At 30.7% G+C, this 15724-nt stretch carries 19 protein-coding genes; 16 read left to right on the top strand and 3 right to left on the bottom strand.

Translation table 11 applies throughout. The features are described 5' to 3' along the window. Positions 1 to 2: 2 nt before the first annotated feature. The 16 genes from FFWV33_RS14210 (at position 3) to FFWV33_RS14140 (ending at position 11691) form a co-directional block, all read left to right on the top strand. Entirely contained in the window at positions 3 to 644 is a 642-nt protein-coding gene (locus tag FFWV33_RS14210; RefSeq protein WP_108741519.1) for an SOS response-associated peptidase, read from the top strand. A gap of 250 nt (positions 645 to 894) precedes the next feature. After that, complete coding sequence (locus tag FFWV33_RS14205; RefSeq protein ID WP_108741518.1) at positions 895 to 1653, top strand: LytR/AlgR family response regulator transcription factor; 759 nt, start codon at positions 895 to 897, stop codon at positions 1651 to 1653. Between the two features lie 163 nt (positions 1654 to 1816). Then, positions 1817 to 1957: a hypothetical protein gene (locus tag FFWV33_RS19325; protein WP_159086032.1), complete on the top strand. Its 141-nt coding sequence runs from the start codon at positions 1817 to 1819 to the stop codon at positions 1955 to 1957. Positions 1958 to 2109: 152 nt separating this feature from the next. Then, on the top strand, positions 2110 to 2322 hold the full coding sequence (locus FFWV33_RS14200) for a helix-turn-helix domain-containing protein (protein ID WP_108741517.1): 213 nt from the start codon (positions 2110 to 2112) through the stop codon (positions 2320 to 2322). A gap of 11 nt (positions 2323 to 2333) precedes the next feature. After that, positions 2334 to 4568: a DEAD/DEAH box helicase family protein gene (locus FFWV33_RS14195; protein WP_159086031.1), complete on the top strand. Its 2235-nt coding sequence runs from the start codon at positions 2334 to 2336 to the stop codon at positions 4566 to 4568. 1 nt (position 4569) lies between these two features. Continuing rightward, entirely contained in the window at positions 4570 to 4779 is a 210-nt protein-coding gene (locus tag FFWV33_RS14190; protein ID WP_108741515.1) for a hypothetical protein, read from the top strand. A 2-nt stretch (positions 4780 to 4781) separates the two neighbouring features. Next, entirely contained in the window at positions 4782 to 5237 is a 456-nt protein-coding gene (locus FFWV33_RS14185; protein WP_108741514.1) for an AAA family ATPase, read from the top strand. A gap of 52 nt (positions 5238 to 5289) precedes the next feature. Further along, on the top strand, positions 5290 to 5601 hold the full coding sequence (locus FFWV33_RS14180) for a transposase (protein ID WP_108739487.1): 312 nt from the start codon (positions 5290 to 5292) through the stop codon (positions 5599 to 5601). 50 nt (positions 5602 to 5651) lie between these two features. Further along, a complete protein-coding gene (locus FFWV33_RS14175) occupies positions 5652 to 6497 on the top strand; it encodes an IS3 family transposase (RefSeq protein ID WP_245891521.1) in 846 nt (281 codons plus the stop codon). A gap of 324 nt (positions 6498 to 6821) precedes the next feature. Next, positions 6822 to 8288, top strand: a complete 1467-nt coding sequence (locus FFWV33_RS14170; RefSeq protein ID WP_159086030.1) for a hypothetical protein — start codon at positions 6822 to 6824, stop codon at positions 8286 to 8288. 187 nt (positions 8289 to 8475) lie between these two features. Next, positions 8476 to 8787, top strand: coding sequence for a transposase (locus FFWV33_RS14165; RefSeq protein WP_108739487.1), 312 nt, complete (start codon positions 8476 to 8478; stop codon positions 8785 to 8787). Positions 8788 to 8837: 50 nt separating this feature from the next. Then, positions 8838 to 9683 carry an IS3 family transposase gene (locus FFWV33_RS14160; protein WP_245891521.1) on the top strand — a complete coding sequence of 282 codons (846 nt, stop codon included), beginning with the start codon at positions 8838 to 8840 and terminating at the stop codon, positions 9681 to 9683. A 156-nt stretch (positions 9684 to 9839) separates the two neighbouring features. Continuing rightward, a complete protein-coding gene (locus tag FFWV33_RS14155) occupies positions 9840 to 10046 on the top strand; it encodes a helix-turn-helix domain-containing protein (protein ID WP_108741512.1) in 207 nt (68 codons plus the stop codon). Positions 10047 to 10132: 86 nt separating this feature from the next. Then, positions 10133 to 10444 (top strand): transposase, encoded by a 312-nt coding sequence (locus FFWV33_RS14150; protein ID WP_108739487.1) that lies wholly within the window; start codon positions 10133 to 10135, stop codon positions 10442 to 10444. 50 nt (positions 10445 to 10494) lie between these two features. Then, positions 10495 to 11340, top strand: a complete 846-nt coding sequence (locus FFWV33_RS14145; protein ID WP_245891521.1) for an IS3 family transposase — start codon at positions 10495 to 10497, stop codon at positions 11338 to 11340. A gap of 69 nt (positions 11341 to 11409) precedes the next feature. After that, positions 11410 to 11691 (top strand): hypothetical protein, encoded by a 282-nt coding sequence (locus tag FFWV33_RS14140; protein WP_108741511.1) that lies wholly within the window; start codon positions 11410 to 11412, stop codon positions 11689 to 11691. A gap of 18 nt (positions 11692 to 11709) precedes the next feature. On the opposite strand, the gene FFWV33_RS14135 is transcribed toward FFWV33_RS14140, so the two are convergent. From FFWV33_RS14135 to mnmE, 3 genes are all read right to left on the bottom strand, one after another. Then, positions 11710 to 12672: an HNH endonuclease gene (locus tag FFWV33_RS14135; RefSeq protein WP_245891518.1), complete on the bottom strand. Its 963-nt coding sequence runs from the start codon at positions 12670 to 12672 to the stop codon at positions 11710 to 11712. 7 nt (positions 12673 to 12679) lie between these two features. Next, positions 12680 to 14038, bottom strand: coding sequence for a DNA phosphorothioation system sulfurtransferase DndC (dndC, locus tag FFWV33_RS14130; protein ID WP_211316263.1), 1359 nt, complete (start codon positions 14036 to 14038; stop codon positions 12680 to 12682). Between the two features lie 177 nt (positions 14039 to 14215). Continuing rightward, complete coding sequence (gene mnmE / locus FFWV33_RS14125) at positions 14216 to 15619, bottom strand: tRNA uridine-5-carboxymethylaminomethyl(34) synthesis GTPase MnmE (RefSeq protein ID WP_108741510.1); 1404 nt, start codon at positions 15617 to 15619, stop codon at positions 14216 to 14218. Positions 15620 to 15724 lie beyond the last annotated feature (105 nt).

The following is a 15724-nucleotide window of genomic DNA, read 5'->3' as shown; positions in this document are numbered from 1 at the left end:
CCATGTGCTTTCATACGATTCAAAACAAATTATCCAAACAAATCGAAAAACGTTTTAAGGCCAAAATGCGTGATGAAAGTTTATTTGCTACACAAGATAGTATAAATGGATTTACGTTTCCTAAAACGCCCATTATTACAAACGAGCATCCAGATATAATTGAGCATTATAATTGGGGTTTGATTCCAGATTGGTCAAAAGACGATCAAATTAAGAAAATGACCCTCAATGCCAAAATTGAAACCTTGGACGAGAAACCATCCTTCAAAAATGTAATCAACCAACGCTGTTTGGTTATTGCAACGGGTTTCAACGAATGGCAATGGCTCGACTCTAAGGGCAATACTAAAATAAAATATCAGATAGGTGTAGAAAATGACGAACTCTTTGCATTTGCAGGCCTCTATTCGCACTGGACAGATACGCACACAGGTGAGTCACGCAATACCTATACCATCGTGACCACTCAGGCCAATCCGCTGATGGCTGAAATACACAATATCAAAAAAAGAATGCCGATCATCCTTCTTCCAGGAGATGAAGCAAAATGGCTGAATCAGGCTTCTGTTCAAGATTTTGCTTTTCCTTATGATGTGGATTTAGTGGCGAGAAAATTGGATGATAATCCTTTGCTGCTTTTTTGATTGATTTGTTAGGGTTCTTTGCAGCTATTTTAGGTTTATCAATGTAATTAGAATTTTAATTTCTAAAATAGATTAGGACTTATTTAGTCTCAATGCGGAAAACGGTAAGTAAACTTCAAATAAACAGTTTGTCTTTGTATAAATTCATTGAATTAAGTTTTTGCTCACTTTATAATTTGCGTTTAAATGTCTAAGTTTGGATGTTATAACAGTTTTATAATAAGTAATCAGATATCTAATAAAAGTATATATGAATGTTTTAAAGGCGGCTCTACTTGATGATAATATTGAACAACTAGAAATCAATAAAGAATACTTGCAAAAGTTGGGAGTTGTAAACGTAGTCGCTACATGTTTTGAAGCCAAAGCTTTTCTAAAGGAAGTTGCTGAAACCAAACCAGATATTTTGGTATTAGATTTAAATCTCGGAGATTCCTACATGACAGGAATGGAAGTAGCTCATAAATTGAAACTCCCTGTTATTTTTGTTAGTAGTAATACCTCGCAATACATCAAGGAAATGGAAAGTTTGAAAAGAGAGTTTCACATTTGCGTTGACCATCTGACAAAACCGTTTACCGAAACTGAATTCAAAAAGACTTTGTCTCGCTTTTTTATGGAAGTACATTTTTTTGCAAGTCAGCAACATGTATACCTAGATTTTGGATCAGTTAAGCGTACCAAAATTGCATTAGATTCTATAGTTTACCTCACGGCAGACAAAGCAAGTGGATCGGAATCCAATAACAAGCAGATTCATTTTAACCATAGAAAGTCCGAAAATTTGATTGATTTTTCATTTTCTAAAATGGAGGATAAAGGTTTACTAAAATCGCAGTTCCTTACCATTCACAAATCCTTTCGAGTAAATATCAATCACATCAAACACTACGATAAAAAAACAGAAACTATCGAAGTCGATATTTTTTCTAGTGTAGGTAAACTAGAACCGAAACAACTTCCTGTCTCCGAAAATTACCAATCAATTGTAAAACAATTTAAAAAATAACCGCTCTTGTTACTCTAAAAATACTTCTCGTTATTTCTAGTTGGTTAATATTATTCAAGATTATTTTAGCAAGTCCTTTGTACTGAAATTTGGTATATAATTATCAAAAGCGGTAACCGAAAAGCTAATAGAGTAGGTGCTATTTAATTTAATACCAAATATTATGAGTAAGTCAAACACTAGTGGTCCAAGAATTGGAGGTTCAAATGCAGGAAGTTCAAAAACAGGAGGTTCGAATCCAAATTATCCTAGCACCAATGGCAATCCTTCAGGCGGTAACAGAGGAAACTCACCGAAGAAGTAAAACTGAATGAATGTTTTATCAAAACCAACTGTAACAAGTTGGTTTTATTATTTTGAAGAAATTACAAATTTAAACAAAGCATAAATACTAATGATATACAAAGTAGACAATCGTCTATTGTACAATTGTCTACAAAACCACATCTTCGTAATATGGAAGATATTAAAGTAAAATTCGGACATCGTATAAAAGAATTACGATTACTTAAAGGTTATTCTCAAGAAAAGTTAGCAGAGCTTTCTGACTTAGATAGAACCTATATTCCTGGAATCGAAAGTGGTAAAAGGAATATTTCATTAGTAGTAATTGAAAAAATAGCAAAAGCTTTCAATTTAAGCCTATCGGAATTATTACATAACATATAAAATATTACCAATTGATTACTAATTTTAAAACAATTAAATTTCCTATAACTTTAAAAGTATCATCTACGAGTGATATGATTCCATTTGAATTTTTTGGAGAAGTAATTCCTATTTCAAAAAAGATACAATTCAAGTTAGGTTACTTTAGTTCAAATTCTATAAGCACACTATCTTACGGTTTTGCGCAATTTATATATAACGGTGGTACGATAGATTTTATAATAAATCACTTTGTTTCCGAAAACGATTATAAATTGATCAATAATGAATTATTTCTGGAACCTGAATTCTATAATTCGATTGAACAAAATATTCTTAAAGATTTAGAACGGCTTAACGATGTACTTACAAAAAAACAGGTCAGTCATTTTTATAATTGTTTAAGATACTTGATAGATCATAATAGAATTAATATTATTCCTGTAACCACAAAATCCGGAGAGATTTCACATTACAAGGAAGCTTTGTTCTGGGACAGCCAAGACAATATTATTAATATCATTGGCAGTTGTAATTTTACTTATAAAGGCATTGTTTGCAATGGAGAAAGCTTCAGTATTAAGCGTTCTTGGGGAGAAGCTTCTGAAAGAGCCAACTTAAATAATGAGATTAACGATTATGAAAAAATATTTAAAAAAGAATCAAAGGATTTTATTTATTTGAATCCAGAGAAACTTATTAATATCATAAAACAAAAATCTATTTCACTTGATGAAAAACAACTACTAGATGAAGAGTTAGACCTAGTAGAGATAAATAATGAAGTCTATTCGGAGGAAGAACATAAAATTAAAAGAGTCAATGACTATTTAAAAGAAAAATTCAATAATACTGTAGATAAAATTGTAAATGAACCAAGATTTCCTGTGCCATTTAAACCTAGAAGATATCAAGAAATTGCATATAATAATTGGGTAAAAAATGATTTTACAGGTGTTTTTGGAATGGCAACTGGAACTGGTAAAACAAAAACTTCATTAAATTGTGTTTTGAATGAATATAGAAAAACCAATACTTACTATGCCGTTATTCTAGTTCCTTCGATAGCATTACTTAATCAATGGGAAGAAGAAGTTTTATCTTTCAATTTCCAAAATATAATTAAAATTGGTGGTGGAAATAATTGGGAAAAAGAGTTTTCTAATTATGTAAGTAATTTTAATGCTGGATTAAGGAAAAACATCATCTTAATTTCTACCTATGCTAGTTTTACTTCAAGTAAATTTCAAAAATATTTTAAAAAAGTAGAGGAAGATTTTATACTTATTGCAGATGAAGCTCATAATATGGGTGCGAAAAATATAAAAGCTGCAATGAATAAATCACTAATTAAAAAAAGAATTGGTTTATCTGCAACGCCTAAAAGAATTTATGATCCTGAAGGAACAGAATTTATAGATACTTTCTTCAATGACAAAGAACCATATACTTATAGTTTTTCAATGAAGGAAGCAATGGAAAATGATTTTCTATGCAACTATAAGTATTATCCAGTAATTGTTGAATTAAACGAAGATGAGTTAGAAGAATATATTGAAATTTCTAAAAAACTTTTAAAGTTTTTTGATTTTGAAAAGGGTGAATTTAAAAAAGATCCAATCGTTGAAATTTTACTTTTAAAAAGGAAAAGCATCATTCACAAAGCAAATGATAAAATTAAATGTTTTAAAAATGTTTTGCTCGAATTAAAACAGATTAATAAACTCAAATATATTTTTACTTATATACCAGAAGGCTATGTTTATGAAGAAGATGGTACATCTGAGCGAATGTTAAATAAATTTTTAGTAGCTGGACACGAAATGTTACCTAATCTAAAAATGAATTCTTATATCGCAGATGGACAAAATTTGAACGATTTGTTAAGAGGTTTTTCCGAAGGAAAAATTGATATGCTCTTTGCTATGAAAATGTTAGATGAGGGTGTTGATGTCCCAAGAGCAGAAGTTGGAATTTTTGCAAGTAGTACGGGAAACCCAAGGCAGTTTATTCAGCGAAGAGGTCGCTTGTTAAGAAAACACGATGATAAGCCTTATGCAACAATATTCGATATGGTTGTAATACCAAGATTAAATGACAACAATGCTGAACTTTATAATATGGAACGAAATCTTGTTCTTAATGAATTAAGAAGAGTTGGCTATTTTGCAAGTTTAGCAATGAATTTTTATGACTCAAAGCAAGCATTAGAAGACGTTTGCTTTAAATATGACTTGGATTTAGATACAATTATAAACGAATTATAAAATGGATAGAAATAAAGTATTAAAAGAGATATTATCTGACAAAGAAATTTGCGAAAAGTATAATATTAAAGAAGTTGAAACACTAACAACCAACGCTCCATATCACAACAAATTAGTTGAAGTATTGTCTGTTATAATAAATGAAAATGATAATAATCTGAGTGAATCGCAGATTTATAAAAAAATTAAAAATATTCATAATATAGGTTAATTATGGCATCAATAATAAATAGTATTTGTTTCAAAAATTTTTTCAATTATTATGGCGATTATTTTGAAACTCGTTATGATTTTGAAGAAGGACTTAACATAATAGTAGCTGATAATGGTGCTGGAAAATCTAAGTTTTTCAATGCTTTTTTATGGTTATTCTATGACCAAATATTAGATTCTGATGATAAAAGAAAGAAAGGAATTAAAGATATAGCGGTAAAAATCATATCTGATAAAGCAAAAAGTGAAACCCAAATTGGAGAAAGTGTTGTAACTGGAATTCAAATTGAATATTCTAATGGAAGGTATAAGTATCAAATAACAAAATCTTTTACAGCAACCCGTATTAGTGAAAGTATAACTTCTTTTGAAAGTTGGCAAATTAATATAAATGATGTAGAAGTTAATCGGACCGATCATATTTTACCAAAATATACTCCTGTATATGTATTTTAGCCCCTTATAAGTTCAGAGTGATATTCTAAATTTCAAATAGTACATTTGAGATATGAAATACAAGAAATGGAGTTTAGAAGAGAAGTTGGAAATTTTATCTTCTTGCGAAGATTTAGGCGTTGTAGAAACCTGTCGTAAATACAGTGTTAGTACAGGAAGTTTGTATAGTTGGAAGAAGAAGCATGAAAAACAAGGAGAGGCAGGCTTAAAAGTTACTTATGACGATCGTAGCAAAGAGTTAAAGCAAGCTGAGGAAGAGAACAGAATTCTACGTAAATTATTAGCTAATAAAGAAATTGAACTAGAAATTGGACGTGAACTTTTAAAAAAAAAGTTTGGGACGTCCGATCCAAGAAAGATTTAGTTGATAGTATCTGTAGCAAACATAAAATCAGTAAAAGCAAAGTCATTTGTATGTTAGGTATGAATCAAAGCAGCTATTACCGAAGGCCAAGTCTTGGCAAAAAAGGTAATAAGCCTAGTGTCTTTACTTATAATAAGTTCAAGGGAATGGTGAGTCAAGAAACTGTTATAGCATCGGTTAAAGAGATTTTAAGCCATGAGTTTATAGACTGCGGATACCGCTTAATGACTTCTTACTTACATCGAGATGGATATAAGATTAATCACAAAAAGCTTTACCGAATTATGAAAGAAGAAGGCTTGTTAAAACTCGAAAATAGGATAAACAGGAGTGGTTCTGGGCGTAAGTTTGTAAAATATAGAAAGGTTATTACTGTTAGGCCGTTTCAGTGTATAGAAATGGATATTAAGATGGTTTGGATTCCTAGTGTAGGTAAAAATGCCTACTTACTATCAATCATAGACGTTCATACCCGTAGAATTTTAAAAGATTACTTCTCTTTTTCAATAAAACAGAACAAAGTAATAACATTCCTTTCTGATTTATTTTTAGAATACCAATACCCTGAAAACGTTGTTATTAGAAGTGATAATGGTAGTCAATTTATTGCCAAAAGTGTTCGTGAATACCTAGGTATAATAGGTGTTCAGCAGGAATTTACACATGTAGCCACACCTGAAGAAAATGCACATATTGAAGCTTATCATGGAATCCTAAAAAAAGAAGTGTTCCAAAGGGTTGATTATAGAACTTTTGGAGAAATTGAACAGATATTAAAAAGGTATGTGATTTTCTATAACAATAATAGGCTGCATGGGCTATTAGGACGTATTACACCAATGGAAAAATGGAACCAAGATAAAGATCTAATTTTATTGGAAAAATTAACCGCATAATTAATAATCGAAATTTAGAATAATACTCTTGTTTTATAGGGGTCAAAACAATATGATGCAGATGAAAAATTAAATATAATAAAACAATTAATTCGTCCAGACTTAAGACAATATTCCTTTTTTCAAGGGGAAGAAGTTGATAGTATAATAGATTTTGGTAAAAAATCTAGTATTGAGGAAGCTGTTAGGACTTTAACTGATATTAGTCACTATGAAGAATTAGTCACTTTAACCAAAGAATTTAAAGACAAGGCAGAAAAAGACTTGAACAAGCAAACGAAGTCTACTTCAGATCATAACGGACGATTAGATAAAGCCATCAAATTGAAGAAAGATGAAGAGACAAAATTAGCTTTTGAAAATATTAAACTTACAGACTTTATAAAGTTATATGATGATGCAGAACGCGAAAAAAACGATCTTGAACAAAATTTTTCTAATGCTGAAAAAAGAAATGAATTAGATAATAAAATAAAAGATAAAAACAGGAAATATACCGATGTCGCTAATGAATATAATAATTTCTTAGATAGTATCAATAATAGATTTTTTGACGGTAATTTTTCATGGATTTCATTGGGTTTTGATGCTGTTGTAGATGATTTTCAAAGTAAAATTCAAAAATTTAGAGATATTCACTATGAGAAAAAAGCATTATTGAATATTAATAATGACCCCAATAAACATTTTCATTTTTTACCTGTAAATTCTCCGGATAGTGTTTCCCTAAAAAGTATGATTGATCATGAGCACTGCTATGTTTGCAATCGACCAGCACAACAAGGTACTGACGAATATGATTTTATTGTTAGACTTAAAAATAGACCGGTTGAAACTAAAAATGAAACTGAATATGTAAAAAATAATTTGGATAGTTTTTTTAGTGACTTACAAATTAATGCACAACCTTTTTACAATAAAATTTCTAATATAGACGATAGTATTCTTCAAACTAGAGAGAAAGAAACGACTTTAAATGACAGATTAAACAAACTAAAAAAAGAACTAAAATCTTTAAAAGACCAAAGAAAAGACATTCTAATTTCTGGAAGTAATGGTGAAGATTCTTTAACTATAATTAATAGATATAAAGGAGCAATTAGAAGAATCGCAGATTCTTCTAATCAGATTGAACGTTTAAAAGATAATATCAAAAGATTAAAAAATAATATTCAAAATACTGAAAAGGAAATTCAATCTCTACGACCTAGTAATATTCCTGAGGGATATTTAATGAATTATGAAATTTGTAACGATTTAGTTTCTGCTACTGAGAAAGCTAAAGATAGGGTTTTTGACAATATGGTTAGTTTACTTGAAAAATATGCTAATGAACACTTTCAAAGTTTAATTAAGTACAATGATTTGGCTGGAGGTATTTTGAAGTTCGAGAAATCTCCATCTGGTTCAATTCTCTTTAATTATATTGATAGTAAAGGAAATATTGTGCATGGAAGTTCAGAAGGATTTCAGCGTATGAAGAAATTTTCCGTTGTTATGGCAGTTATATCAGCAAATACTGCAAAATACAATTATCCGTTATTAGCTGATGCCCCTATTTCGGCATTTGGTGAAGGGTTTACAGAAGGATTTTTTGAAGCTACAGGAAATGTATTTCCACAAAGTATCGTATTGGTCAAAGATTTATACAAAGGAAATGATACAACGAAAATCAATGATTTGGGTAAAAAATTATTGAAAGACCCAATGGTAAAAACTATGTATGTTAATCAGGTAACTGAAGGTGTTGAACAAGTAGATTTAATTACAACTAAAATAAAATTGAAATAATGACAAGTCAAGAATTTAAATCGAACCTTTTAATTAAGAGACTTCGTTATGCTAATAGTAGAATTCCAATAATTGAAATTTTAGCCAATAAAGGAAGTAGAACTTCTGAATATAGCCAATTTGGACCTATTTTAGCCCCTTATAAGTTCAGAGTGATATTCTAAATTTCAAATAGTACATTTGAGATATGAAATACAAGAAATGGAGTTTAGAAGAGAAGTTGGAAATTTTATCTTCTTGCGAAGATTTAGGCGTTGTAGAAACCTGTCGTAAATACAGTGTTAGTACAGGAAGTTTGTATAGTTGGAAGAAGAAGCATGAAAAACAAGGAGAGGCAGGCTTAAAAGTTACTTATGACGATCGTAGCAAAGAGTTAAAGCAAGCTGAGGAAGAGAACAGAATTCTACGTAAATTATTAGCTAATAAAGAAATTGAACTAGAAATTGGACGTGAACTTTTAAAAAAAAAGTTTGGGACGTCCGATCCAAGAAAGATTTAGTTGATAGTATCTGTAGCAAACATAAAATCAGTAAAAGCAAAGTCATTTGTATGTTAGGTATGAATCAAAGCAGCTATTACCGAAGGCCAAGTCTTGGCAAAAAAGGTAATAAGCCTAGTGTCTTTACTTATAATAAGTTCAAGGGAATGGTGAGTCAAGAAACTGTTATAGCATCGGTTAAAGAGATTTTAAGCCATGAGTTTATAGACTGCGGATACCGCTTAATGACTTCTTACTTACATCGAGATGGATATAAGATTAATCACAAAAAGCTTTACCGAATTATGAAAGAAGAAGGCTTGTTAAAACTCGAAAATAGGATAAACAGGAGTGGTTCTGGGCGTAAGTTTGTAAAATATAGAAAGGTTATTACTGTTAGGCCGTTTCAGTGTATAGAAATGGATATTAAGATGGTTTGGATTCCTAGTGTAGGTAAAAATGCCTACTTACTATCAATCATAGACGTTCATACCCGTAGAATTTTAAAAGATTACTTCTCTTTTTCAATAAAACAGAACAAAGTAATAACATTCCTTTCTGATTTATTTTTAGAATACCAATACCCTGAAAACGTTGTTATTAGAAGTGATAATGGTAGTCAATTTATTGCCAAAAGTGTTCGTGAATACCTAGGTATAATAGGTGTTCAGCAGGAATTTACACATGTAGCCACACCTGAAGAAAATGCACATATTGAAGCTTATCATGGAATCCTAAAAAAAGAAGTGTTCCAAAGGGTTGATTATAGAACTTTTGGAGAAATTGAACAGATATTAAAAAGGTATGTGATTTTCTATAACAATAATAGGCTGCATGGGCTATTAGGACGTATTACACCAATGGAAAAATGGAACCAAGATAAAGATCTAATTTTATTGGAAAAATTAACCGCATAATTAATAATCGAAATTTAGAATAATACTCTTGTTTTATAGGGGTCAAAACAGGACCTATTTATGAATTGTATATTTATGCATTTATTTTGGGTTTAAAAAACAACTTAAGATTACCATTCCTTTTAAATTATGAATTAAATTTGAGTATTCAAGATTATGGAAAATATTAAAATAAAATTTGGTCTAAAAATCAAAGAATTGAGAAAACAAAAATCTTATTCGCAAGAAAAGTTAGCAAAATTAGCTTCAATTGAAAAATCTTATATTTCAAATATCGAAAATGGAAGTAGAAACGTTTCATTAGAAGTAATATGTAAACTTGCAAAAGCATTTGAAATTGAAATAGACCAATTATTTGATTAATAATTTATTTCTAATTAATAACCCTTTATTTTAGCCCCTTATAAGTTCAGAGTGATATTCTAAATTTCAAATAGTACATTTGAGATATGAAATACAAGAAATGGAGTTTAGAAGAGAAGTTGGAAATTTTATCTTCTTGCGAAGATTTAGGCGTTGTAGAAACCTGTCGTAAATACAGTGTTAGTACAGGAAGTTTGTATAGTTGGAAGAAGAAGCATGAAAAACAAGGAGAGGCAGGCTTAAAAGTTACTTATGACGATCGTAGCAAAGAGTTAAAGCAAGCAGAGGAAGAGAACAGAATTCTACGTAAATTATTAGCTAATAAAGAAATTGAACTAGAAATTGGACGTGAACTTTTAAAAAAAAAGTTTGGGACGTCCGATCCAAGAAAGATTTAGTTGATAGTATTTGTAGTAAACATAAAATCAGTAAAAGCAAAGTCATTTGTATGTTAGGTATGAATCAAAGCAGCTATTACCGAAGGCCAAGTCTTGGCAAAAAAGGTAATAAGCCTAGTGTCTTTACTTATAATAAGTTCAAGGGAATGGTGAGTCAAGAAACTGTTATAGCATCGGTTAAAGAGATTTTAAGCCATGAGTTTATAGACTGCGGATACCGCTTAATGACTTCTTACTTACATCGAGATGGATATAAGATTAATCACAAAAAGCTTTACCGAATTATGAAAGAAGAAGGCTTGTTAAAACTCGAAAATAGGATAAACAGGAGTGGTTCTGGGCGTAAGTTTGTAAAATATAGAAAGGTTATTACTGTTAGGCCGTTTCAGTGTATAGAAATGGATATTAAGATGGTTTGGATTCCTAGTGTAGGTAAAAATGCCTACTTACTATCAATCATAGACGTTCATACCCGTAGAATTTTAAAAGATTACTTCTCTTTTTCAATAAAACAGAACAAAGTAATAACATTCCTTTCTGATTTATTTTTAGAATACCAATACCCTGAAAACGTTGTTATTAGAAGTGATAATGGTAGTCAATTTATTGCCAAAAGTGTTCGTGAATACCTAGGTATAATAGGTGTTCAGCAGGAATTTACACATGTAGCCACACCTGAAGAAAATGCACATATTGAAGCTTATCATGGAATCCTAAAAAAAGAAGTGTTCCAAAGGGTTGATTATAGAACTTTTGGAGAAATTGAACAGATATTAAAAAGGTATGTGATTTTCTATAACAATAATAGGCTGCATGGGCTATTAGGACGTATTACACCAATGGAAAAATGGAACCAAGATAAAGATCTAATTTTATTGGAAAAATTAACCGCATAATTAATAATCGAAATTTAGAATAATACTCTTGTTTTATAGGGGTCAAAACACCCTTTTAAAAATATAAATATGGAAGATACAAGTCTGGTAGATATTGAAAACAATTTAAAATTTTTTTCAGATAATAATAATAATAATAATGCAAAAATTGTAGATGAAATTAAAAACTCTATAAATTTTAGAATTCAAAAACATAGAGAATTTATAAAGAAAAGTAAAGCAGTTATTATCGATAATATCGATTATTTAAGCATTGTAGAAAGTGAAACTAATAAAATTATAGCAAGGAAAAATAAAATAATTGAATTGCGTGAATTAGCAGAATATTCATTTGGTATAAAATTAATTTAGAATAAAATTTATTATATATTATATAAAACCAAACCTTTTTCTATGATGTTTGAAATTATCCAACGAAGGATGAAATTCATTATTTTTAGGTAAAATAAGTAATTCACCTTTAAATTGATTCAAATTTAAAGTCGAATTTTTGTTTTCAACAAAATTATTATTTAATATTACTTTATAGTCGTTTGAAATTGAAATTAAACCTCTGTCGAATGCTCTATGAAGATTGGGACATAAAGCAAAACCATTTATTAATGTATCATTATATCCTTCCGAAAATGGAACTATATGGCAAGCATCAATCATTGAAACATTTAAAATAGCATCTACTCTCAATCCTGAAATTGCACAAGTATTGTTATAAATTTTTGGAATTTCCCTTTTAAAGATTCCACTTCTTACAAAAACTTCTTCTTGAAAAGCATTTTCATCAAGCTTATTTTTTAATTCAATAATTTTTTGTTTGTATATTTCTGTAGGTTCATTTAAAACGTCAATCTTTTGTGAGTTATCTATAATACTACCAAATAATATTTTTGTTTCTGGAAAATATTTATCTAAGACCGCATACTTTAAAACGTCGCTATTTTCTTTAATTTCTAATAATTCTTTTAATTCAATATCTATCAATGTGAAATTAATAGCTGTGGTTAAATTATTGAAACTTCTCATAGAACTTTTACTTTCAATCCATTTTTCACAGCCAAGATTTGGAATCAATTTCCAGAATGGTTCAGAATTTAAATGATAAAAAGGTAAGGCAAAAATTGGATGATGATTTGTTTTTACTAATTCATTCCAATGCGTTTTAAAACTGGAAACTAATTCAGGTAAAATGTAAATTTGATTATTAAAAAACATTTGCTTTTCAAACATTTCAATTAGACTAAGAATTAAAATGGGCTTGTGAGGCGCGCCACCATTTTTCATATCTCTTTTCAAATGAGTAAAACAATAAATGTAATAAGATAAATCTTTTTTCATTCTGCTTTTAGTATTGATTTACAAAATTTTCAATTCTCTTTTCGACATCGTTATGAAGTCCATATTTAGAAATCATTAATGTTTTAGTCTCTTGTAATGCTATTAAATTATCAATTAAATGATAGTATCCTGGCTCTTCTTCACAAACTTCTTTCAAAATTCTACGTTCCGTATCATCCAGTGATTTGATATTATTTGTACTTATCTCTTTATTATAGATTTCTTTATACAAATCACCAACGGTATGATCAAAATAGCCATCACGATTCCAAGTAACTTGGATCGCAATTAATTCTTGATTATTAATCAAGGTTATATGCGGCCTATCTTTTTGTACTTCTTTTTGAACTATTAATAAGTCTTTTAAAATTTGGTATCTATATTCAGCGGTATAGTTTCCATTAAAAGAACCATCTTCTCTAACCGCTTCTTGACCATTTCGCCTTGTGTCAGATCTATTCTCAGTAAGGTTTCGACCTTCAACTAATCTATTTCTAAATTCCATTAGTGGTTCCATCCAATTTTGGCCGTTATTCACTAATGATGACATTGATTTGTCATTTTTTACAACGGTGCATGTCCAACATCCAAAACGACTTTGACCACATGAATTATGCTCTCTGTTTACAACTACTGTGGGACACTCGTAATCATCTGCACTTGCATCAGCATATATTTTGAAAAGTATAGAATTATCAAATCCCCAAGGAGATTTTACAGTATTTATGATATACCAAATCTCATCAATAATCATTTCTTTGATGGGAGCATACACATAAGTATTTACAGTAGTCTGGTGTTTTGATAGTCTGCTACCAGTAACTTCATGTTTTCTCATGGAGCGTTCTCTAGTAGCACTTTCTTCATAACGAGTTCCAAGTAAAACAATGGCCTCACCTTTATCATCTATTTGTTCTAAAAGAAAGCTTGATGTAGGTCTGATTTTTAATTTATCGGTACACCATCTAAAAGCAGTGTTTGGAACTGGATATCCTTTTCCAATAACATTCGTCCAAAAGGTTTCTTCTAATTTTGGGGTGGTTTTTTTTACTAATATAGGTAAATCTTGATCTCTTGCAGCTTCAGAAATTTTTGCCAGTACATCTTCTACATAATTAGCAATAATTGGATTTTCCACCATTGTATCATTACATACTATGTATACTTTTCTACGTAACTGAAAAGGAAACGGCATTTGTTCTCTAATTCTTTGAAGGGCTATCCAAACAAGAGTTAGCAAAACTGTTGAATCTTTACCACCACTAAAACCGATTATCCAAGGTCTATCAGATTTATCAGCATAGGCGTATTGGTCTATGATTTCTGCGATTATACCTTCGACTTTTTTATTTTTTATTGGAGACATTAGAAAGAGTTTTATTTTTTATAAAAGTATTGAAAATTACATTAATGCAAAGCCAAGTATTTTTTAAAGTTTACAATACTTATTAATATTTTTTTTCTTAGAAAGACACTTAACTATATTTTGATTCTTAGTAATATAAAAATCGGAGAAGACGGTTGGACCTTTTGTTTTGTGCTTTTATTTGCCAATACAAAAATTAGCAAATATATTCCCTAACAGCTCATCATTTGTAACCTGCCCAGTTATCATTCCAAAATGGTACAAGGCTTCTTTGATATCGATAGCCATAAGGTCACTAGAAAGATTGGTTTCGATTCCGTATTTTACTTTTGAAATTTCGTCCAAGGCTTTTAAAAGAGAGTCGTAATGTCTGGTGTTGGTAACAATTGTCTCGTTATTGCGTAAGGCGCCTGTGTTGACAAAAGAGAGTAATTGATCTTTAAGTTCGTCGATACCGATGTTTTGTTTGGCGGAAATCAATAAAATATTTGGGATTTGGGATTGAAGATTTAGGATTTGCTGGTTTGAATATAAATCTTTTTTGTTACCAATAATGATCAACGGTTTTAACGGAAATTGATTTTTTATTTTTTCAATTTCAAGCTGTACTTGTTTTACATTTTCACTGTCAAGAGTTCCCCCTTTGGGGGTTAGGGGGCTTAAATAGAGAACTACCTGTGCTTGTTCAATTTTTTCGAAAGTTTTCTTGATTCCGATACTTTCTACGACATCTTGTGTTTCACGAATTCCGGCGGTGTCAATGAAACGGAAACCGATTCCGCCAATGGTTAATTCATCTTCTATGGTGTCACGCGTAGTTCCTGCAATGTCAGATACGATGGCACGTTCTTCGTTCAAAAGCGCATTTAAAAGTGTTGATTTCCCCACATTTGGTTCGCCTACAATGGCTACTGGAATTCCGTTTTTGATTACGTTTCCAACAGCAAAGGAGTCGATTAAACGCTTGAGTACAAACTCGATTCGGTTTAGTAACTCGTTGAATTGTGTGCGATCAGCAAATTCTACATCTTCTTCTGCAAAGTCCAATTCCAATTCGATTAATGAGGCAAAATTTAGTAATTCCTCACGCAGTTTTGCAATTTCGTTAGAGAAACCACCACGCATTTGTTGCATAGCAATTTGGTGAGAAGCTTCATTGTCAGACGAAATCAAATCGGCTACAGCTTCGGCTTGAGATAAGTCTAATTTTCCGTTCAAAAAAGCACGCAAAGTGAATTCACCTGCATCGGCCATTCTACAACCTTTGCGGAGCAATAATTGTATAATTTGTTGCTGAATATAGGTTGAACCGTGACACGAAATCTCGATGGTATTTTCGCCCGTGTAGGAATTGGGTCCTTTAAAGATAGAAACCAAAACCTCGTCTAGCGTTTTGGTGTCATCCATGATGTGACCTAAATGTAAGGTGTGCGTTTTTTGATTGCGTAAATCTTTGTTTTTAATAGATTTGAAAACCGAATTCCCGATCGAAATGGCTTCTTGTCCTGAGATTCTTATGATGGCGATAGCTCCAGCTCCCGATGGAGTTGCTAGTGCTACTATGGCGTCGTTGTTTAGCATTTTGTTTTGTCTTGGTTGCAAAGGTACTAAAACAAAATAAGTGATGGGTGAGATTGAAGTGGATTGTTTGCAGGGTTTGCGTGAGGGATAGGAGCAGGAAGCCGC

The sequence above is a fragment of the Flavobacterium faecale genome (assembly GCF_003076455.1).
Lineage (GTDB): Bacteria > Bacteroidota > Bacteroidia > Flavobacteriales > Flavobacteriaceae > Flavobacterium > Flavobacterium faecale.
This window is presented reverse-complemented; position numbering and strand designations above follow the sequence as displayed.